The following is a 20012-nucleotide window of genomic DNA, read 5'->3' on the forward strand; positions in this document are numbered from 1 at the left end:
CGAAACAGTGGCAAGCCGGACCTGCCGCCCACTGGGGCGGCCGATCGCATGCGTGTGACGACGGCGCGATCCGGTCAGATCAGCCCTTGAGCTGGTCCCGGATCGGCAGCGTGCGGATGCGCGTGCCGGTGGCGGCGAAGATTGCGTTGCACAGCGCCGGCGCAATGGTCGGCGTCGCCGGCTCGCCGACCCCGCCGAGCGGCACGTCGAAGCGGCTCGGCAGCAGGTGCACATGGATCTCCCGCGGTGCGGCTGGCGCGCGCAACACCTCGTACTGGTGGAAATTGTCCTGCTGTGGCCGCCCGTTCCTGAAGGTGATCTCGCCGCTGGTGGCCAGGCTGAGGCCCATGATGCAAGCGCCTTCGACCTGCGAGCGGATGCGATCCGGGTTCACCTGGGGACCGCAGTCGACCGCAACGTCGATGCGCGGTACGCTGATGCTGCCGTCCTGCCCAACCACGACTTCCACCACCGCGGCAACGTAGGTCACGAAGCTGTAGCAGACCGCCAGGCCCAGGCCGCGGCCCGACGGCAGCTTGCGGCCCCAGCCCGCTTCGCGCGTGGCCACTTCGATGGTCTTGCGCAGCCTGCCCGTATCCAGCGGATACTGCTGCGGCGACTCGCCGTAGTTCCAGGTGTCGCCCATCTGGCCAGGGTCGATGCGGCGATCCCGCCCTAGCAGCGCCAGCAGGTAGTCGCGATGATCCTGGCCCGCCGCCGCAGCCAGTTCAGCGGCAAATGACTGCACGGCGAAAGCATGCGGAATATTGGACACGGAGCGGAACCAGCCGATGCGGGTATGCGCCTCCACCTCGGGGTTCTCCACCCGGAGGTCGGGGATGTCGAAGGGCACATTGATCGCGGACATGCCCAGCTCCACCGCCGATTCCGACCTGGCGCCGGCGGTGAACGTAGAGCTGATCGATGACGCCGCGGTCCGGTGCAGCCACGCGAGTGCCTTGCCGTCCGGGCCGAGCATGGCCTCCAGATGCTCCACGGAGACGGTGTGGAAGTAGTCGTGGTGCAGATCGTCGTCCCGCGTCCAGGTCACCTTGACCGGCTTGCCGCCCATTGCCCTGGATAACAGCGCGGCCTCCGCGACAAAATCAGGCTTGGATTTGCGGCCAAAGCCGCCGCCCAGCAGCGTCACGTGGACGGTCACGTTCTCAGGCTTGAGACCGAGAGCCTTGGCCACGGTCTCGCGCGTGGCCTGGGGCGCCTGCACCGGCGCCCACACCTCGCACGACCCGTTGCGCACCTTTGCGGTAGCCACCGGCGGTTCCATCGATGCGTGCGCGATATGCGGCAGGTAGTATTGCGCCGTGATCCGCTTGCCGCTGCCGGCCAGCGCCGCCATCGCGTCGCCCTGGTTTCTCACCACCCGACCCGACCGGCTGGCCGCCGCCTCCATGCTGGTCCTGAAGGCGGCCGAATCGTAGCCGGCATTGGGGCCGTCCTCCCACTGGATCTTCAGCGCCTCGCGGCCCTTGATGGCGGCCCAGGTATTGGTGGCAATCACCGCCACCCCGCCCAGCGGATTGAACAGGGCCGGCGCCGGGCTGCCGGCAAGCGGCACGACCTTGACCACGCCCGGCACCTTTTCGGCCTGCGCCGCGTCGAAGCTGGCCACCTTGCCGCCAAAGACCGGAGGACGGGCGATCACGGCGTAGAGCAGGCCGTCCATGCGCACGTCGATGCCATACTGCGCACGGCCGGTGGCGATATTGCGGCCATCGATATTGCGTGTGCTGTCCTTGCCGATATAGCGGAAGGCGGCGGGATCCTTGAGCTTGAGACTCGCGGCCGGGGGCACGGGCAGGCGGGCCGCGTCGCGCGCCAGCGCGCCGTAGCCCAGCTTCCTGCCGCTCGCGGCATGCACCACCTCATGGTTGCGCGCCTGCACTTCGCTCACCGGCACGCCCCAGCGCGCGGCGGCGGCGGCTTCCAGCATCTGCCGCGCACTGGCGCCGACGCGCCGCATCGGCTCGAAGAAATGCCGGATGCTGCGTGAGCCGTCGGTATTCTGGTTGCCATAGCGCGTTTCGTCGCCCGGGGCCTGCACCACTGCCACGCGGGCCCAGTCGGCTTCCAGCTCGTCGGCCACCACCATTGGCAGGCTGGTGCGCACGCCCTGCCCCATCTCGGAGCGATGGCACACGACCGTGACGCGACCGTCCTCGCCGATCTGCACGAAGACCAGCGGATCGTCCACCGCGCCGCCGGGCATCGCGTCACGGCCGTACTTCTTGACCTCGTGCGCCAGCACGACGCCGTCCATGCCGACCGTCAGTGCCAGTCCTGTCATCGCGCCCATACCCTTGAGCCAGCGGCGCCGACCTGCCGATGCGGGCTCGCCATTGGCGGCGTCCTGCGCCGTTGCCAGTTCAATACCGCTCATCCCGCGCATTTGTGCCGGTTTCATTTGGCGCCCCCCTTGCCTGCCACGTTCGATTTCGCCACATGCTGGATGGCGGCGCGGATGCGCGTGTAGGTGCCGCAGCGGCAGATATTGCCGCTCATGGCGCCGTCGATATCGGCTTCGCTGGGATGCGGGTTGGCCTTCAGCAGCGCCGTGGCGGACATCAGCTGGCCGGCCTGGCAGTAGCCGCACTGGGCCACGCCGAACTGCTCCCACGCTGCTTGCAGCGCCTGCCCGACCTTATCGGCCGCCAGGCCCTCGATGGTGGTCAGCTTCCTGCCAGCCGCCGCGGAAACGGGCGTGACACAGGAGCGGATCGGCTGCCCGTCCAGGTGCATGGTGCAGGCGCCGCACAACGCCATGCCGCAACCGAACTTGGTACCGGTCATCCCTAGGTGGTCGCGCACCGCCCACAGCAGCGGCGCATCGTCGGGCAAATCGATCTTCTGGGGCTTACCGTTGATGGTGATTGTTCTCATGTCTTCTTGCAGGGCGTGCCAGTGGGAACGGACGGCCTTTACAAGGCCGCACGCGGCGAATGCAACGGAGATTCTGGTGCGCGCACGGCGCCCCCGGAATGAGAGTTTTGGGAATTCACAATTCCAGGCGTCGGAATTCCTCTTTTGCCCGGAAGACGGCCGGCGCGGCAGCGATGCCGCGATGGCAAGCGCGCCGCCTACGCTCCGCCGGACGCTCTGCGCCTGCCACCCTGTCCGCTGCCGGGGAACAGGTCGGGATCGGTGAAATACGCAACCAGTGCATCGAACACCAGCCGCACGCGCTTGGGTACCGGCGCCCGCCGCGGACGGAATACGTAGAGGCCCCATGGCTGCGGCGTGTGCTTTTCCAGCACGCTGACAAGCTGGCCAGTGCGGAGGTACGCGCCTGCAAGGTAGTCCGGCAGCTGGCCATAACCGAGGCCGGACAGCACTGCGCCGAGCTCCGTTTGCGGGTCGTCCGTGAGGAACGCCGGGGCGCGGGGAATGAACTGCTCGTCCTGCGCGAAGTACCAGGGCCAGGGTCGGCGGGTGCTGCCGGCCACCAGGCCGGTGGTCGGCAGCCTATGGAGATCGGCGGGGACCGAAGGGCTGCCGGCGCGCGCCACCAGCTCTGGCGTCGCTACCACATGGAACGAAATCCGCCCGGTCATGCGGGCGACGAAGCGTTGGTCGCGAAACATGCCGAGACGCACGCCGATGTCGATTTCCTCGTCCACCACGTCGGCAACCTGGTCCGACAGCCGCAGGTCGAGCATCAGGCCCGGATGGTCGAGCGCAATCTGCCGCAGGGCCGGCAGCAGGTGTTCGCGGCCAAGCGTATACGGGGCCGTGATTCGCACGGCGCCCCTCAGCTCAGTCGCGGCGCGGGCCGAAGGCTGGGCGAACAGGCCGTCAACATCGCTCAATGCCTGACGTGCGCGTTCGGCCAGCCGCTCTCCCGCGGCGGTGATTCGCACACTACGCGTATTGCGGTGGAACAGGGGCTCCCCCACCAGGTCTTCCAGCTCCTTCACCGCGCGCGTGACGGTCTGGGGCGAGGTGCTCAGACGAGCTGCAGCCGCCTTGAAGGAAGGCGCTTCCGCGGTCACGCAGAAAATCCTGAGCATTTCGAGTCGATTCAGCATGCACCCTCGGCGATCCCGGCCGGCAACTTCGCGTCCCGGCTGGCGCGCATATTCCAAATCGTGGAGTATAAGTGCGGACGATGCGATGCTTCACCGGCGCGAGTTGGCACCCGGCGATGCGATAGCGGCGCAAGGATGCCACGCCGCGGGCCAATCGACCCGCTACATGCCGGCGCCTGAACTGCCGGGCCCGGACTGGATCGCGGCCAGTTTGACGTACAACGTACTCCGCGAAATTCCCAGTGTCCGGGCGGCCATGGACATATTGCCGTGGGAATTCGCGATCGCATCGAGTATCGCTTGTCTTTCCACTTCCTCAAGGCGACCGCGCGGAACAGGCAGTGACGTCGAGGTGGATATGGAAACTGAGTCCTTTGGCATCTGCGCGATGCCCGGGGGCAACAGAGGAGTATCGATGATGTGGCCTTCGCTGAGCGCGAACATCACCTCGAAGACATTGTGCAGTTCACGTATGTTGCCCGGCCAGCGATAGCGCAGCAGCGCCTGCCACACGGCGGGCTCGAGCTGCTTGGGCGCACAGCCATACTTGCGCGCCAGTTTGCCGTTGAGATGCGCAATGATTGCCTCGATATCGCCGGGCCGGTCGCGCAGCGGCGGTAGCAGCAGGCTGACGACGCAGAGGCGGTGGTACAGGTCTTCGCGAAAGTGCCCGGCTGCGATCTCCTTCTGCAGGTCACGGTTGGTGGCTGCGACGACGCGCACCGCGACGCGCCGCTCGCGGGTATCGCCCAGGCGGACCACAACGCCGTCCTGCAGCACGCGCAACAGGTGGGGCTGCATGTCCAGCGGCATCTCGCCAACCTCGTCCAGGAACAACGTACCGCCGTCGGCCTGCTCGAACTTGCCCGGAAGGCCACCACGGCGGGCGCCTGTAAAAGCGCCGTCGGTATAGCCGAAGAGTTCGCTGGCCAGCAGCTCACGGGTAAAAGCGCCGCAGTTGACGGCAACGAACGGACCGTCGGGGCGGTTACCCGCCCGATGAAGCGCCCGGGCAAAGAGTTCCTTCCCGGATCCGGTTTCGCCAAGCAGCAGTACCGGCAGATCGAGTGGTGCGATACGTCGCGCGCGCGCCTTGGTCGCCACCAGGACCTCGCTTGACCCGACGATCTCGCCAAACGCATCGTTGGCTGCCATCGGTGCCGTAGCCGTCGGCAACGATACCGCGCCCTGATGCTGGCGCGCCTCGAGTGGGATCACCAGCATCGTACCCAGCATGCCGTCATGGTCCTTCACCGGGTGCAGCCATTCGGGGCGCAGCCATTGCGGGCGTTGGCAGCTCCGGTCGATATCGGGCAGTGCAAGGTTGAGTCCAGGTACCTGGGCGCCAGCTTCCAGGGGCAGCCGCACGTCATGGCTCTCGCGCGCCGCCTGCGCATTGCCGTTGGTACGGACAACGCGCCCACGGCTGTCTACGAGCACCACAAAGTCGCTGGCGTAGCGGATGAAATGATCGATCGATCGGGTCAGCAGCCGCTCGTGCATGGCAACGCTGCGGCGGGCCAGCTCGCATTCGATCTGCCTGGCGGCGGCCACCACCAGGCCCAGGGTGTGGCCATGGAAGGTTTCCTTGACGCCGGAGACATCCACCACGCCCAGCAGGGTGCCGCCAAAGGGGTCGAGAATGGGCGCCGCGGCGCAGGTCCAGTTCTTGACGTCCACACAGAAATGCTCGTTGGCATGGATCTGAACCGCAGCGGCGGTGGCGATCGCGGTGCCGATGGCATTAGTGCCGATCACGTCCTCATTCCAGCAGCCGCCGGCTGCCAGGTTGATCCTCTCGCCAACGCTGCGGGCCCGGGTCTCACCGTTGAGCAGCAGAATGGTGCCGCCCGGATCGCAGAGCATGATGAGGGTACCGCATTCGCGCAGGATCTCGCGCAGGCTCTCGAGTGCCGGCCTGGCGGCATCGCACAGGTCCCGGCTCTGGCGCTGCAACTGGCGCACATGCTCGGCGCCAGCCCCCGGTGCGGAGTGCTTGGCCGGATCAACGGCCTCGGACCGACACCGCTGCCACGATGCGAGGACAACGCTTCGCACCCCCTTCGCTTCCACGGGCTGGTCCTGCAGAAAACGCTCCCAGGCCGACGCCACGACCAGTTCGTCGCCGATGCGGGGGATCAGGGCGCTGCAATGTAGAGACGGCATGGAACGATCACTATCAATTGACTGCAGTAACCGTATGCCCGCGCTATCCCCAAGTCAACAACCTCTTTGAAATCAACAGTTTGTGCTCTGCAGCAAATCAATCGGAGGTGTCCGGTTTCCGGTCAACGCCGCTTCAGGTGTCCGGAAACCGGACAGTGCCAACCGTCCGCCCGCGACAGGTCCGGTTTCGTTAGCCGTAGCCGTAGCCGTAGCCGTAGCCGTAGCCGCCACGAAGGTAGCGGCCGTCTGATCGTTGGCCGATGTGCCGGAATCCATGCATGTCGCACGAGCACGGCTCAGGAAGAGGATTGCGTTGAATTCGCGAACGTCCCGCACTCGAATCCGAAGCGGGAATCGGCTCGCACCACCGGCACACTGCGCGCGTCCGCGAGCCGCCTGATGGCCTTGCGGCAGGCAGCCAGCATATCGCTTGCCCAGGACTTCCAGAGGTCGATCTGATCGCTGCGGCTCTCGCCATACAAGCACCACATGCAGAAGTGCTCACAGTTGTTGGAAATCAGGCGATAGCGATCCTCGCCGAGGCGCGAGTAGGCGCGCCGGACGGCTTCCACACCAGCGAACCTGGCACCGGGGCTTTGCCGGACCCGCACCGGATGCCCGTTCGCGAATTCCTCGAGCGTGACCTCGTGCACCGGGGCCGGACGCAGCGACCGCGACAGACCCGCGTAATGCACGACCTTGCCGGCGCCCGCATAGACGCCATGATGCGTGTACCCAAATCGATCGGTGACGAGATGGGCGCCGGGAGCCAGGTCGGTGTCGGCAACCGCTTCGACCAGCAGGCGCCTTGTCATCATTGAATTCTTCATGGACTTCACCACGTTTCGCTGCCATTCGCAGGAAACCAGCGCACAGGTCGTGCCAGCGCTGTGTCCGGGCACAGGGAAGTCAAAGACCATCGCTGCGGCGACAGGCAAGCGGCCCATCCCCACGCCCGGCGCCATCCGCGCAGGGCAACAGCGCATGCCCCCGGCCGCTAAAGCCTGGGCTCGCCGCAAGACAACCGCATCGAATCGCTGGCCAGAAGATGTCCGGTTCCCGGACACCACTGTGCAGGGGCGTCGTGAATCCGGACAGCGACGGCAGGCACCCCTGCTACCACCGGAGTGGCCGGGGAATGCCCGCAACGTGTTGATTCCATTGCATACCGGCGCTGCGCGTCTGTGCCAGCCAGCGCTTGGCACAGGCCTTGCCATGGTTGGGTCGTGGGGAACTCCCACCATGACTACACCAACGACAGGAGGCAGTATGCAACCGCAGTCCACCGTACAGGTGATGGGCATCGATGCTGGCGGCACGATGACCGACACATTCTTTGTGCGCTCCGATGGCCGCTTCGTGGTCGGCAAGGCGCAGAGCAATCCCGGCGACGAATCCCTTGCCATCTTCAACTCTTCCGAAGACGCCCTTGCCCACTGGGACCGGACCGTGGACGATGTCTATCCGGAACTGGTGACTTGCGTCTACTCCGGAACGGCCATGCTCAATCGCATTCTCATGCGCAAGGGCCTTGCCGTTGGCCTCATCTGCAACCGCGGCTTCGAGCAGATCCATTCGATGGGCCGCGCGCTGCAGAGCTATCTGGGCTATGCCCTGGAGGACCGCATTCACCTGAACACGCACCGCTACGACGAGCCTCTTGTGCCCGTCTCGCGCACGCGCGGCGTCACCGAACGTACCGACGTGCAGGGAAAGGTGGTCATCCCCCTGCGTGAAGACGAGGTCCGCCAGGCTACCCGGGAACTGGTGGAGGCCGGCTCGCAAGCCATCGTCATTTGCCTGCTGCAATCCCACAAGAACGAATCGAGCGAGCAGCGCGCCCGGGATGCGGTAAGGGACGAGCTGCAAAAACTGAAGGTGGATATCCCCGTCTTCGCCTCGGTGGACTACTACCCGTCGCGCAAGGAAAGCCACCGCATGAATACCACCATCCTCGAGGCCTATGGCGCCGAACCCTCGCGCCAGACCTTGAAGAAGGTGAGCGACCGGTTCAAGAAGCATGGCGCCAGGTTCGACCTGCGGGTGATGGCCACGCACGGCGGCACCATCAGCTGGAAGGCCAAGGAGCTCGCGCGCACGATCGTCTCCGGTCCCATCGGCGGCGTCATTGGCTCCAAGCTGCTGGGCGAATACCTGGGGGACGAGAACATCGCCTGCTCCGACATCGGCGGCACCAGCTTCGACGTGGCCCTGATCACCAAGGGCAATTTCGCCATCAAGTCCGACCCCGACATGGCCCGCCTGGTCCTCTCGCTGCCCCTGGTGGCGATGGACTCGGTCGGTGCCGGCGCCGGCAGCTTCGTGCGCCTGGACCCCTACAGCAAGTCGATCAAGCTCGGCCCCGACAGCGCCGGCTACCGCGTCGGCACCTGCTGGCCGGAAAGCGGCCTCGACACGGTGTCGGTCTCCGACTGCCACGTCGTGCTCGGCTACCTGAACCCGGAGAACTTCCTGGGCGGTGCCATCAAGCTCGACGTGCAGCGCGCGCGCGACCACATCAAGGCCCAGATCGCCGACCCGCTCGGCCTGTCGGTCGAGGATGCAGCCGCCGGCGTCATCGAACTGCTCGATCTCACGCTCTCCGAGTACCTGCGCGCCAACATCAGTGCCAAGGGCTACAACCCGGCGGAATTCACCTGCTTCTCCTACGGCGGCGCCGGCCCGGTGCACACCTACGGCTACACCGGGGGCGTCGGCTTCAAGGACGTCGTCGTGCCGGCCTGGGCGGCCGGCTTCTCGGCCTTCGGCTGCGCCTGCGCCGACTTCGAGTACCGCTACGACAAGTCAGTGGACCTTGGTGTCGCCCAGCACGCCCCCGACGCCGACAAGGAAGCCGCCTGCAAGAGCCTGCAGGAAGCCTGGTCTGAACTGGCAGTCAAGGTCATCGAGGAATTCGTCCTCAACGGCTACAAGCCCGAGGACGTGCTGCTGATCCCCGGCTACAAGATGCAGTACATGGGCCAGCTCAACGACCTCGAAATCGTCTCGCCGGTGACCCGCGCCGCCACCGCCGCGGACTGGGACCAGATCGTCGAGGCCTTCGAGAACACCTACGGCCGCGTCTACGCGAGCTCCGCCCGCTCGCCGGAACTGGGCTTTTCGATCACCGGCGCCATCCTGCGCGGCACCGTCGTAACCCAGAAGCCGGTGCTGCCGGAAGACCCGGATGCCGGCCCGACGCCGCCCAGGGAAGCCTATCTCGGCACTCGTCCCTTCTACCGCCACAAGAAGTGGGTGGATGCCGCGCTCTGGAAGATGGAAGCCCTCAAGGCCGGCAATCACATCGTGGGTCCCGCCATCATCGAATCCGACGCCACGACCTTCGTCGTGCCAGACGGCTTCGAAACCACGATCGACAAGCACCGCCTGTTCCATCTCAAGGAAGTGAAGTAAGGAGACCCGCCATGAACATGATGAGTAATAAAGAAGTCGGCTTCGCCGACCTGCTGCAGAACGGCCAGACGCTCAAGCAGCACCGCGACGGCATCATCGAGCGCACCAAGGCCACGGGCCACTACAACGGCCTCGAGAAGCTGGAATTCCGTGACGGCGACCCGATCGGCTACGAGAAGCTGTTCTCCAAGCTGCGCGGCGGCCTGGTGCATGCCCGCGAGACTGCCAAGAAGATCGCCGCCAGCCCCATCGTCGAGCAGGAAGGCGAACTCTGCTTCACGCTCTACAACGCCGCCGGCGACTGCGTCCTGACTTCGACCGGGATCATCATCCACGTCGGCACCATGGGCGCGGCGATCAAGTACATGATCGAGAACAACTGGGAAGCCAACCCCTGCATCAACCCTGGCGACATGTTCACGACCAATGACTGCGCCATCGGCAACGTCCACCCCTGCGACATCGCCACCATCGTCCCGATTTTCTGGAAGGGCCGGCTGATCGGCTGGGTGGGCGGCGTCACCCACGTCATCGACACCGGCTCGGTGACGCCGGGCTCAATGTCCACCGGACAGACCCAGCGCTTCGGCGACGGCTACATGATCACCTGCCGCAAAACCGGCGTGAACGACGAGCCGCTGCGCGACTGGCTGCACGAGTCCCAGCGCTCGGTGCGCACGCCCAAGTACTGGATCCTCGACGAAAAGACCCGCATCGCCGGCTGCCACATGATCCGCGAACTGGTGGAGGAGGTGATTCGTGCCGACGGCATCGAGGCTTACGAGAAATTCACCTACGAGGTCATCGAAGAAGGCCGCCGCGGACTGCAGAGCCGTATCAAGGCCATGACCCTGCCGGGCAAGTACCGCAAGGTCTCCTTTGTCGACGTGCCCTACAAGCATGACGACGTGCAGGTCTCCAACGCCTTCGCCAAGCTCGACTCCATCATGCACTCGCCGGTGGAGATGACCATCAAGCCGGACGGCAAGTGGCGCCTCGACTTCGAAGGCGCGAGCCGCTGGGGCTGGCATACATTCAACGCCCATCAGGTGGCATTTACTTCCGGCATCTGGGTGATGATGTGCCAGACCCTGGTGCCCACCCAGCGCATCAACGACGGTGCCTACTTTGCCACCGAGTTCCGCCTGCCAAAGGGCACCTGGTGCAACCCGGATGACCGCCGCACCGGCCACGCCTACGCCTGGCACTTCCTGGTCTCCGGCTGGGCGGCCCTGTGGCGCGGTCTTTCCCAGTCCTATTTCAGCCGCGGCTATCTGGAAGAGGTCAACGCCGGTAATGCCAACACCTCCAACTGGCTGCAAGGTGGCGGCATCAACCAGGACGGCGAGATCCACGCGGTCAACAGCTTCGAGGCCAGCTCCTGCGGCACCGGTGCCTGCGCGGTCAAGGATGGCCTCAACCATGCCGCCGCGATCTGGAACCCGGAAGGCGACATGGGCGACATTGAGATCTGGGAGATGGCCGAGCCACTGCTCTACCTTGGCCGGAACGTCAAGGCCAACTCCGGCGGGTATGGCAAGTACCGTGGCGGTTGCGGCTTCGAGACGCTGCGCATGGTGTGGAACGCCCAGGACTGGACCATGTTCTTCATGGGCAACGGCTTCATGAACAGCGACTGGGGCATGATGGGCGGCTATCCCTCAGCCACCGGCTACCGCTTCGAGGCACACAAGACAGGGCTGGACAAGCGCATCGCCATCGGCGACTCCTTGCCTCTGGGCGGCGACATCGATCCGGGCAACCCCGACTACGAGCGCCACATCGATGCCACTGCCGTGGTCAAGCGTGACAAGCAGTGCATCACCACCGAGGACTGCTACGCCAACCACGACCTGTACCTCAACTATCTGCGCGGGGGCCCGGGCTTCGGTGACCCGATCGACCGGGATCCGAAGGCCATCGAAACGGACCTCAACCAGAAGTTCCTGCTCCCGGAATATGCGCAGAAGGTCTATGGCGCCGTCTTCACCCAGGACGCCAAGGGCGTATTCACGGTAGATGCAGGCAAAACCCAGGCTCGCCGTGCCGAGATCCGCAAGGAACGCCTGGCCCGGTCCCTGCCCACCCGCGAATGGATGAAGGAAGAGCGCGAACGCATCCTCAACAAGCACGCATCCGTCCAGGTGCAACACATGTTCGCCACCAGCTTCGCACTGTCGGAGAAGTTCACTCGGGAATTCAAGGCATTCTGGAACCTCCCCGCGGACTGGCAGTTGCTGGAGGAAGACCTGGGCGTGCCGTCCTACGGTTCCAAGCACCGCATGGACCTCTCCCTGCTGCCCGACGTCACCACCGTCGTCCAGGTCGAAGAGTAATCACCGTATCAAGGAGCTGAACAATGTCTGCCTACACCAATGAACAGGTTGCCCACCTCGTCGAAGGCTCCCTGGACTGGGAAACCACCTTCCGCATGCTCTCGATGCCCAAGGATGACAGCCGCTTCGAGCAATACCTGGCGGCCCTGCAGGCCAAGGTGAGCTTTCCGGACCGCATCGTGCTTCCGCTCGGCCCGCATATGCACATTGTGCAATCGGCCAGCAACATGAAGTGGCTGGTCAAGTGCGATTGCGGCCATGAGTTCTGCGATTACCGCGAGAACTGGAAGCTGCATGCCTCGATCTACGTGCGCGACACCGAGGAGGCAATGACCGAGGTCTATCCCAGGCTCATGGCCCCCGACACCCAGTGGCAGGTCTATCGTGAGTACTACTGCCCGGCGTGCGGCACCATGCACGACGTCGAAGCACCCACCCCGTGGTATCCGGTGATCCATGACTTCGAGCCGGACATCGAGGCCTTCTATAAGGAATGGGTGCACCTGACGGTTCCGGAGCGCGCCCCAGACTGATCGCAGCGTGAAGAGCGGGGGCAGGCGCTGCCTGCCCCCCGCAGACACCGGTTAAGAAGGGAGGCAGCATGAACCCCAACCTTGCGCAAATGCTCGTCCGCACGGCCCGCGCCTATCCCGATCAGGCAGCGCTCTATCTCGGCACCGAGCGGCTATGTACCTTCGAGCAACTCGCCGACCGCGTGGCACGCTGCGCCTGCGGCCTGCGTGACTGGCTCGGCCTGCAGGCCGGGGACCGGGTCGCGTTGGTCATGAAGAATTGCCCGCAGTACGTCGAGCTTTTGTATGGCATCTGGCATGCCGGCCTGTGTGCCGTGCCGATCAACGCCAGGCTGCATCCGCGCGAAATCGAGGGCATCCTGCACGACAGCGGCGCCCGCGTCAGCTTCGCCGCCGATGCCGAAGCAGTGTCTGGCGCCCGGACCATCGTGGTCGGTTCCACCGACTACCATGCCCTGTTTGCGGCACACGGCATGCCGGTCACCGATGTGTCCGAAGACGCCCTCGCCTGGCTGTTCTATACCAGCGGCACGACCGGCAAGCCCAAAGGGGTCATGCTCTCGCACCGCAATCTAGGCGCCATGTCCCACGCCTATGCCAGCGCGGTCACCCGCATCCTTCCAGGCGACAGCCTGATTCACGCGGCGCCAATGTCCCATGGGTCGGGACTCTACGTGGTCCCCCACATGGCCGAAGGTGCGAGTCAGGTGGTCCCACCTTCAGGCGGCTTCGACGCCGGCGAACTGGCGGGCCTCGTCGCCGCACACCAGCGCCCGAGCGTCTTCGCTGCGCCGACCATGCTCAACCGCCTGGTCGAATACGCACGCCGGACCCGGGCCGACGTCTCCAATCTCAAGGTCGTAGTCTGTGGCGGTGCGCCCCTCTATGTGGAGGACGAGATCGCCGCAGTCGAATGCCTGGGCCCCCGCATCGCGCAAATCTACGGCCAGGGCGAAAGTCCGATGACCATCACCGCCCAGTCGTCCCACGAAATCGGCCGCGCCTACGCCGTCGGCGACCTCAAGGCGCTGGCTTCGGTCGGGCATGCCCTGCCCGGCGTGGAGATTCGCATCGCCGATGCCGGGGACCGTGCGCTCCCGGTGGGGGAAGTCGGTGAAGTCCTGGTGCGCGGGCCCACCGTGATGCAAGGCTATTGGAACAACCCGGAGGCCAGTGTGGCGACGCTGCGCAATGGCTGGCTGCATACCGGCGATGTCGGGTGCGTGGACGAGCAGGGGCAGCTCACGCTGAAGGACCGCAGCAAGGACACGATTATCAGCGGTGGCTCCAATATCTACCCGCGCGAGGTGGAGGACGCCCTGCTCGCCCATGCCGCGGTGGCTGAAGTCTCCGTGCTCGGCCGCAGGCATCCCGTCTGGGGAGAGGAAGTGGTAGCCGTCGTCGTGCTGAAGGCCGGGATGCGGATGACCCAGTCCGAACTGGATCAGTGGTGCCTGCGCCGGATCGCCAGATTCAAGCGGCCGAAAGCCTATCTGTTCGTCAATGCGTTGCCGAAGAACAGCAACGGCAAGGTACTCAAGACCGCGCTACGGGAGCTGTTGGCCCAAGGTGGCGAACAGGCGAATGCCAGGACGTGGCGCTGGCAGCTTGCGTAGGCCGAGACTTACAACTCTGTCATCAAGCAGCAATGCATCGGTTGGCATCGGATACATAGACTGCTTTGCACGGCGCGACGATCCGCGCGCCGCGCAAGTCAACAGGAGAGTGTCATGATGCCTACCCGCCGAATCCTCATTGCCGCTGTGTTACTCACGGTACTGGGCTCCGCAGCGCCCTTTGCCTCAGCGGCTGTCGATCCCGCCAACGATGCCAACGGGACCACCGCCGACCAGGTCCACCGCCAGCGCGACCCCTTCACGGACGGCGCCAACAACAGCGCGCGCGATCCCTACCTCGATGGCGCCCACCTGCCTGCGCAGACCTGAATCATTGGCCCGGCTCCGCGCGGCCCGGAAAGACCAGCCGGAAGCAGGTCACCTGCCCCGGTGTCGATTCCGCCTGCGCGGTGCCATGGTGCAGGTCCATGATGGTCTTGACGATGGCGAGCCCGATGCCTGATGACTCGCCGGAGTTGGCCCGGGCCGGGTCCGCACGGAAAAACCGGTCGAACAGCTTCGGCAAATGCTCCGCGGCAATGCCCGGGCCCGGGTTCGACACCTCGATCCGCACCTGCGCGCCCATCTCGCGCGCCCACAGGCGCACCTGTGTGCCGGTGGGCGCGTACCGAACGGCATTGGAGATCAGGTTGCCGACGGCGCGCCGCAGCAGCGCGGGATCCGCATGGACCTGGCCCCGCGCATCGACGAGGATGGTGATCCCCCGGGCGTCCGCCAGCAGCTCGAAGTAGTCCGCCTGCCGCTCCAGCTCGGTGGCGAGGTCCAGCTCGGCGTAGCGCACCGCCACGCGCGCGTTGTCGGCGCGGGCCAGGAACAGCATGTTCTCGATCATGCGTCCAAGGCGTTCGTATTCTTCCACGTTTGACACCAGCAGCGCCTGGTATTCCTCCACCGACCGGTCGCTGGCAAGCGCCACTTGCGTCTGTCCGAGCAGATTATTGATAGGCGTGCGGAAGTCATGCGCCAGGTCCGCGGAGAACTGCGACAAGCGCTCGTAGCGCTCGCGCAGCCGCTCGATCATGTGCTGCAACGCCAGCGCCAGCTCATTGAGTTCCGCGGGAAGCAGCGACGGATCGACGGGCAGCGCTCCGCTGGTGAAGGTCACGGCCCGGGTGCCGGCGGCGATGCGACGCAATGGCGCCATGCCGGTGCGGAGGGCGGCATAGCCAAGCCCGCCCGCCGCCAGGGCACCGAGGCACGTCGCCAGGACCAGCTTCCAACGGTAGGCGCGCAACAGTGCCATGCGCGACACAGCAACCTGGTAGACCGTGACTTGCACCGGCAGCGGCTGCGCGCCGGCGTGCGCGAGCATCGAGATGCCGCGCACAGGCAGTCCGTCGGCGCCGCTCCATGCGCGAATCGATGCCGGCCCGAGCGGCGCGCCCGGCGGCAGCAACGGGGCTTCGGGCGGCACTCCCGGCTCTGCTCCCGCTGCCACCAGCGGCGTGCCGTCGGGCGCGCTGGCGAGCAAGCCGTACTCGGCATTGCCGGCGACCACGCCGCCGAGTTCGCGCCATCGCTCGGCGTTGCTCCCGCCCGTCTCGGCCAGTTCGGCGCGGGCGCGCGCGGCCTTGCGCAGCAGTTCGGCGTCGTCCCGCTCGATGATCTGCATGGCCAGCGCGTGATACAGGTATAGCCCGACCCCGGCAAAGGCGCCCCCCGCAATCAGCGCAAAGGCCAGCGCGAGCCGCGCGGTGAGCGAACCGGCTGACTTCACGACTGGCGCGCTTCCAGGACGTAGCCGATGCCGCGCACGCTGTGGATCAGCTTCGGCGCGAAATGGTCATCCATCTTGGCGCGCAGCCGCCGCACGGCAACATCGACCACGTTGGTGTCGCTGTCGAAGTTCATATCCCACACGTGCGACGCAATCTGGGTACGGCTCAGTACCTCGCCATGCCGGCGCGCAAGAAAGTGCAGCAGCGCGAATTCACGCGGCGTCAGGTCGATACGCTGGCCGCCACGGGTAACCCGGTGGCGAATCAGGTCGATCTCCAGGTCCGTGATCTCGATCCGGTCGGCTTCGCGCAAGGGCCCGCGCCGCAGCAATGTGCGCACGCGTGCCAGCAACTCCACGAACGCGAACGGCTTGGCCAGGTAGTCGTCGCCGCCCAGCTCCAGGCCGCGCACCCGGTCCTCCAGGTCGTCGCGGGCGGTGAGGAACAACACCGGCGTGTCCTTGTGCTCGCGCAGTTGCTTGAGCAGGTCCCAGCCGTTCATCCCGGGGAGCATGACGTCGAGGATGATCAGGTCATAAGCATGCTCCATGGCCTGATGCAGCCCATCGGCACCCGTCACCGCGACATCCACCACGAAGGCCGATTCCGTCAGGCCTTTGCGCAGGTATGCCGCCGTCTTGGGCTCGTCTTCCACTACCAGGATCTTCATTGTCTTGCGCTCCCTGTTGCCGCCGTCTGTATTACATGCCGCGATCATATTCCCGCCGCACCGTGCGCGGAATGACAAGGCTGTAATCGTTTGGCCCGCCGTCTGATGCCCAGGGATGGCATCGTCGCCGGAGCGCGCCGACAACGCCGTCAAATACAGAGCATCGTTCATCGGGCTTACCGCGACCGCGCTGTACGAAGAACCGGGGCCGGTCAGGTCACGTAGGCTCCGGTGCGCCGCATCGGCCATGCCGCCGCAAGGCATGCCGCGAACAGGCATAACGCGGTCCGAAGGGCTGCGCGCGGGTCGATGAGGCACGCGAGCACCTGTTCGCTACGGCTTTCCCCATACAGGCACCAGGCGCAGAAATGCTCGCAGTTGTTGGTCAGCAGCCTGTAGCGATTCTCCCCTAACCGCGAGCGTGCACGCCGCACGGCTTCATGCCTGACGTAGACCGGATCAGCACTTGGTTCGATCAGGACTTCGAATCCGGCAGCGAAATGCGTGATGCTGATTTCCTCGACGGGGCCGCGACGCAGCGACCCGGCAAGTCCGGCGTAATGCACCACTTTGCCGTCGCCTACATAGATGCCATGGTGACTGTAGCCGCGCCGCGGGGTGACGAGATGGGCACCGAGCGGCGGTTCTGCGCCGGCATCGAGGCGTCGCTGTGCCACGGCTGCGCTGGCGGTGCGACGTTGGCTGGAGGTTGGCTGGCCCATGTTCGGAATGCCCAAGCGATCAGGTGAACTTGAGAAAAGCCTATGTCCGGCAACACATTAATAACAATTAAACATTCTTCTACTGTTCATAAGTTTTTGTTTATGCCATGCGTTTTGCTACTGGATCGGCCAGGGAGTATCAACGGCGCCCTGGTTGCGCGCTGAATCGGACCCTCGTCAGTCGACTTCGCTGTACGGTTCGGGCGCTTGCGATGCCGGGGACCGCTCCTCAGGCGCGCGCACGCCGGACCGCGCTGGCTGCCAGCAGCACCGTCAGTCCGACCGCGAACAGCGGCCCCGCCCTGGCCGCAGTGACGGCATGCATGGCCCCCATCTCCCACGACGCCATCACCCAGGCCACCACGCCGATGGCCAGCCAGCCGTCATCGACGAAAAGCCCCATCACTTCCTCGGCCACCATCGCCAGGCGGCCCCGAGCGGGCGGACGCGCGCCGGCGGCTGCACTTGACAGTGCCGTGGCCGGCTTGCGCAGCCGTTTACAGGGATGAACCATTGCCAGCGCAACCACGGCGAAAACGCCGATCAGTGCCAGGATTGCCCAGTCTTCACCCGGCCACGACAGGCCGATGCCCTCGCCTGCCCAGAAGGTGCCGAAAGCCGCGAGCATGACACCGACGCCGAACTTGAGCGCATTCTCCGGAACATTGGCCAGCGGCCGATGCAGCCACACGCCGAGCGCCATCACCGCAAGCAACGCCAGGCCGGCACCAATGGACGCGGGGATGATCATCCGGCCGCCCGCGCCAATCGCAATGACGATGAACACCACCTCGATCCCTTCGAGCATCACGATCTTGAAGGCGGTCGCGAATGCCACCGCATCGATCGCCCGACCGGATGTTGCGGCTTGCCGGCGCAAGGCTTCGGTTTGCGCGCTGAACGCCTGAGCTTCATCGTGCAGCGGCAAGATGCCCGCCGCCCGCAGCACCGCCTTGCGCAACCAGCGCAGGCCGAACAGCAGCAACAGCGTGCCAACGACCAGTTGGGCCACCGGCAGCGGAATCCTGGCGAGCGCGGGGCCGGCGACTGCCACCAATAGCATCAGGGCGGCCAGCGAGGCTGCGGTCCCCAGCAGCGCCGAGCGCCAGCCGCGCACGGCGCCAACCGCCAGCACGATGGTGAGTGCCTCCACGAACTCGACCAGCGAGGCCATGAATGCTGCAAGTATCGAAGGTCCTGCCGAAGTCCATTCAGGCATGTCCCGCTCCAGTTCTTCAGGGTGACAGGGTTCGCTCGCTGGCGCGTTCGGTGCGCTCCAGCGAAGCAATTCCAGACAAGGAGGCCGCTTTTTTTTGCGGCGGTGCTGCGCCGGGGTGCGCTCCGGCCGCCGTCCTGCGCGTGCGACGGCGTGGATTCTAGTCAGTGCGGCGGCGTGCAAAGATGTCAATTCGATTACGGATTTGTCATTCTTGCTCCCTCCGGGACATTAACAATCGTTAATGAACCGCCAACCCAGCCTTCATTCGCGATCGTGCAGAGTGCAACCACCCGCTCTTCACAAACTCCTGGGATGGAGCCTCGATGCCTTCACACAACACACTTCGGCGCAGTGCCTGCCTGGCGGCTGTCACGCTGGCAGTCCTCGCGCTCGCGGGCTGCGGTCCCGCAAAGCAGGCTAGTCCAAAATCAGCGACGCCGGAAGTCACGGTAGTCACGGCCAGGCGGACCAGCGTCCCGGTCTCGGTGGAACTCCCCGGCCGCACCTCCGCCTACCTCATTGCACAGGTCCGCGCCCGTGTTGACGGCATCGTGCAAAAGCGAAGCTTCCAGGAAGGCGCGGACGTCAAGGCCAACCAACCGCTGTACCAGATCGATCCGGCGCAGTATCGCGCCGCCCTGGACAGCGCATCGGCGGAACTGCAGAAGGCAGAAGCGAATCTCGCCACCACGACCGCGCAGGCCGAGCGTTACCAGACCCTCGTTGCCGGCAACGCCATCAGCAAGCAGGCTTATGACAACGCCGTCGCGGCCCGCAAGCAGGCCGCCGCCGATGTTGCCGCCGCCAAGGCTGCCGTCGAGATGGCAAGGCTCAACCTGGGATATACCGACGTGGTGGCGCCGATTGCCGGCCGCAGCGGCATTTCGCAGGTCACCCAGGGCGCCTATGTGCAAGGCAGCGCGGCAACGCTGCTGACCACGATCCAGCAGATCGATCCGATCCACGTGGACCTCAACCAGGCAAGTGTCGCCGGCTTGCAGCTTCGGCGCGATGTCGCCAGCGGACAGGTAAAGCTGCATGGCCAGGACCAGGCCAGGGTGACGCTCACGCTGGAGGACGGTACGCAGTATCCGCTGGCCGGCAAGCTCGAGTTCAGCGGCATTACGGTCGATCCGGCCACCGGCTCGGTGACAGTGCGCGCGGTCTTCCCGAATCCGGACCATGTCCTGCTTCCCGGCATGTTCGTGCGCGCCCGCCTCGAGCAAGGGGTGAATGACAACGCCTTCCTGGTGCCGGTCCCGGCCGTCGGTCATAACCCGCAGGGGCAGGCAACCGCGCTGGTTGTCGGCCCTGACAACAAGGTCGTCCAACGCACGATCCAGGCACAAAGCACGTCCGGCGACAAATGGATTGTCACCGGCGGCCTGAGCGATGGCGACCGGGTCATCGTGACCGGCGGCCAGAAAGTGCAACCCGGGATGCTGGTGCAGGCTGTCGACGCGCAAGCCCGGACCGCGCAGGCCGCGGCCAAAGCGAATGCCGGCGGCGCGTCTGCAACGCGCCAGGCTCCTGTGCTTGCGCAGGCAAGATAAG

15 protein-coding genes are annotated in these 20012 nt (G+C 65.5%); 6 read left to right on the top strand and 9 right to left on the bottom strand.

Features of this window, described 5'->3' with window-relative positions; genetic code table 11:
• Positions 1–79 precede the first annotated feature (79 nt).
• The 5 genes from AC1Q7H_RS12155 to AC1Q7H_RS12175 form a co-directional block, all read right to left on the bottom strand.
• Positions 80–2398, bottom strand: coding sequence for a xanthine dehydrogenase family protein molybdopterin-binding subunit (locus AC1Q7H_RS12155; RefSeq protein ID WP_211982177.1), 2319 nt, complete (start codon positions 2396–2398; stop codon positions 80–82).
• A 20-nt stretch (positions 2399–2418) separates the two neighbouring features.
• The gene (locus AC1Q7H_RS12160) at positions 2419–2898 is read right to left on the bottom strand and encodes a (2Fe-2S)-binding protein (RefSeq protein ID WP_115213844.1); all 480 of its coding nucleotides are present in this window, start codon (positions 2896–2898) and stop codon (positions 2419–2421) included.
• Between the two features lie 197 nt (positions 2899–3095).
• Entirely contained in the window at positions 3096–4043 is a 948-nt protein-coding gene (locus AC1Q7H_RS12165) for a LysR family transcriptional regulator (protein WP_153954037.1), read from the bottom strand.
• Between the two features lie 162 nt (positions 4044–4205).
• Positions 4206–6155, bottom strand: coding sequence for a sigma-54-dependent Fis family transcriptional regulator (locus tag AC1Q7H_RS12170; protein WP_249221285.1), 1950 nt, complete (start codon positions 6153–6155; stop codon positions 4206–4208).
• Positions 6156–6505: 350 nt separating this feature from the next.
• Entirely contained in the window at positions 6506–7039 is a 534-nt protein-coding gene (locus AC1Q7H_RS12175) for a lecithin retinol acyltransferase family protein (protein WP_492378522.1), read from the bottom strand.
• Between the two features lie 439 nt (positions 7040–7478).
• Here AC1Q7H_RS12175 and AC1Q7H_RS12180 point away from each other — a divergent pair, with 439 nt between their 5' ends.
• From AC1Q7H_RS12180 to AC1Q7H_RS12200, 5 genes are all read left to right on the top strand, one after another.
• Positions 7479–9623: a hydantoinase/oxoprolinase family protein gene (locus tag AC1Q7H_RS12180; protein ID WP_153954035.1), complete on the top strand. Its 2145-nt coding sequence runs from the start codon at positions 7479–7481 to the stop codon at positions 9621–9623.
• An 11-nt stretch (positions 9624–9634) separates the two neighbouring features.
• On the top strand, positions 9635–11959 hold the full coding sequence (locus tag AC1Q7H_RS12185) for a hydantoinase B/oxoprolinase family protein (RefSeq protein WP_153954034.1): 2325 nt from the start codon (positions 9635–9637) through the stop codon (positions 11957–11959).
• 23 nt (positions 11960–11982) lie between these two features.
• A complete protein-coding gene (locus AC1Q7H_RS12190; RefSeq protein ID WP_153954033.1) occupies positions 11983–12492 on the top strand; it encodes an acetone carboxylase subunit gamma in 510 nt (169 codons plus the stop codon).
• 68 nt (positions 12493–12560) lie between these two features.
• A complete protein-coding gene (locus AC1Q7H_RS12195) occupies positions 12561–14108 on the top strand; it encodes a class I adenylate-forming enzyme family protein (RefSeq protein WP_492378521.1) in 1548 nt (515 codons plus the stop codon).
• Positions 14109–14222: 114 nt separating this feature from the next.
• Positions 14223–14438: a hypothetical protein gene (locus tag AC1Q7H_RS12200; RefSeq protein ID WP_153954031.1), complete on the top strand. Its 216-nt coding sequence runs from the start codon at positions 14223–14225 to the stop codon at positions 14436–14438.
• A gap of 1 nt (position 14439) precedes the next feature.
• Here the strand turns inward: AC1Q7H_RS12200 and AC1Q7H_RS12205 are convergent, their stop codons facing one another.
• The 4 genes from AC1Q7H_RS12205 to AC1Q7H_RS12220 all read right to left on the bottom strand — a co-directional run bounded on the left by AC1Q7H_RS12205 (position 14440) and on the right by AC1Q7H_RS12220 (position 18413).
• Entirely contained in the window at positions 14440–15846 is a 1407-nt protein-coding gene (locus AC1Q7H_RS12205; protein WP_211981364.1) for a heavy metal sensor histidine kinase, read from the bottom strand.
• Positions 15843–16517, bottom strand: coding sequence for a heavy metal response regulator transcription factor (locus AC1Q7H_RS12210; RefSeq protein ID WP_153954030.1), 675 nt, complete (start codon positions 16515–16517; stop codon positions 15843–15845). Before AC1Q7H_RS12210 ends, AC1Q7H_RS12205 begins: the two co-directional genes overlap by 4 nt.
• 212 nt (positions 16518–16729) lie before the next feature.
• Positions 16730–17239 (bottom strand): lecithin retinol acyltransferase family protein, encoded by a 510-nt coding sequence (locus tag AC1Q7H_RS12215; RefSeq protein WP_153954029.1) that lies wholly within the window; start codon positions 17237–17239, stop codon positions 16730–16732.
• Between the two features lie 229 nt (positions 17240–17468).
• Entirely contained in the window at positions 17469–18413 is a 945-nt protein-coding gene (locus AC1Q7H_RS12220) for a COG4280 domain-containing protein (RefSeq protein WP_492381330.1), read from the bottom strand.
• 368 nt (positions 18414–18781) lie between these two features.
• Here AC1Q7H_RS12220 and AC1Q7H_RS12225 point away from each other — a divergent pair, with 368 nt between their 5' ends.
• The gene (locus AC1Q7H_RS12225) at positions 18782–20011 is read left to right on the top strand and encodes an efflux RND transporter periplasmic adaptor subunit (protein ID WP_492381331.1); all 1230 of its coding nucleotides are present in this window, start codon (positions 18782–18784) and stop codon (positions 20009–20011) included.
• Position 20012: the final 1 nt, after the last annotated feature.

Source organism: Cupriavidus sp. GW823-FHT06D04 (assembly GCF_058795055.1).